The following is a 1,126-nucleotide window of genomic DNA, read 5'->3' as shown; positions in this document are numbered from 1 at the left end:
ATACCAATTTAATATGAAGCTGCATAGAATAAAGCTTCCAGAATGAAAGTGTAAGAAGATAGTGAACTGATTTCTTCAGGTGTGATTTGTTGCAGAACCTCATTAAGTCGTTCGCGCAATTCCCCAAGTGTCAGAAACACTTCTCCCTTGAATTGTTGTTTGATAAATTGCCAAACCCTTTCAATGGGATTGAGCTCCGGGCTATGAGCTGGTTGACAAACGGGAATCAAATTGTCAGGCCACCGCAGAGCGCTGGTTACATGAGCCCCCGCCTGGTCAACTTGAATTAGTGCGATGTCATCTCCCAGTTGATGTGAGAGGGCATCAATAAACTCCTGAAATCTTTGAGTATTGAGGCGATCGTATTCTTGACAAAAATGCCAGCCGCTCAAAGGTTCGACCACCCCGTAGAGCCAAAAATTGTCACGTTTCCAGAGTACCGGTGCGCTCGGTTTTACCCCAAACGCCATAATTACTTTCCCGGTTTCGGTTTTGAGTCCTAAGCGAGTCTCGTCTTGACACAAGTAACGCAACCGTTGTCCCTTTCCCAATAAGCGTTGATAGCTCAACAAGGCTGGGGCGATGTTTTTTTAAAACGCTGAGCGGCACTGGGTTCTTGCTTCGCGCTTTTGGGGCGCGGCACTTTTAATTTAGCTTTAAGCCGATAGTGTACCCAATGATAGACTGTGGGGTATGTCAGGTTCAGTTGATAAGTCTCATTGAGCCACTCCACGATTTCTCCGTAACTTTTGAAGCCTGGTGGCTGTTCCAGTCTTTTTTGTAATCCGGCGATCACCTCTAAGCTCAAGTGAGGCGATTTTCCGGGTGCGCTCTTGAGAGCCAACAATTCGGACAATCCTCCCTGACGATACTTTTGCAGCCACCTAGTTACCGTTGAACCATCGCGTCCCAGACGTTTGGCCAGGGTTTGATGCTGAGTGATTTGTCCAGTTTTTAGCCACCACAACATTTGCAACCGTTCTTTCTGACTGGCGGTACGACTGTGTTTTAGTTGTTGCTCCAAACTTTCTGCACTTTCTGCGATCGCCACAATCAGTTGACGTGCCATAACTTATCACCTCTAAACAGTATCTTTATTCTATGCAACTTCATGTAAAATTGGTAT

General features: G+C 46.0%; 2 protein-coding genes. Both read right to left on the bottom strand.

What is annotated here, in order from left to right:
• Positions 1-8: 8 nt before the first annotated feature.
• Positions 9-569, bottom strand: a complete 561-nt coding sequence (locus QUA62_RS29225; RefSeq protein ID WP_333408286.1) for an IS630 family transposase — start codon at positions 567-569, stop codon at positions 9-11.
• A complete protein-coding gene (locus tag QUA62_RS29220; protein WP_333408285.1) occupies positions 566-1,069 on the bottom strand; it encodes a helix-turn-helix domain-containing protein in 504 nt (167 codons plus the stop codon). Before QUA62_RS29220 ends, QUA62_RS29225 begins: the two co-directional genes overlap by 4 nt.
• Between the last annotated feature and the right edge of the window lie 57 nt (positions 1,070-1,126).

The sequence above is a fragment of the Microcoleus sp. MON1_C1 genome, from assembly GCF_036701945.1.
Classification (GTDB): Bacteria; Cyanobacteriota; Cyanobacteriia; order Cyanobacteriales; family Microcoleaceae; genus Microcoleus.
The sequence above is the reverse complement of the archived record's forward strand: the minus strand, read 5'-3'. Positions and strand labels throughout refer to the sequence as shown.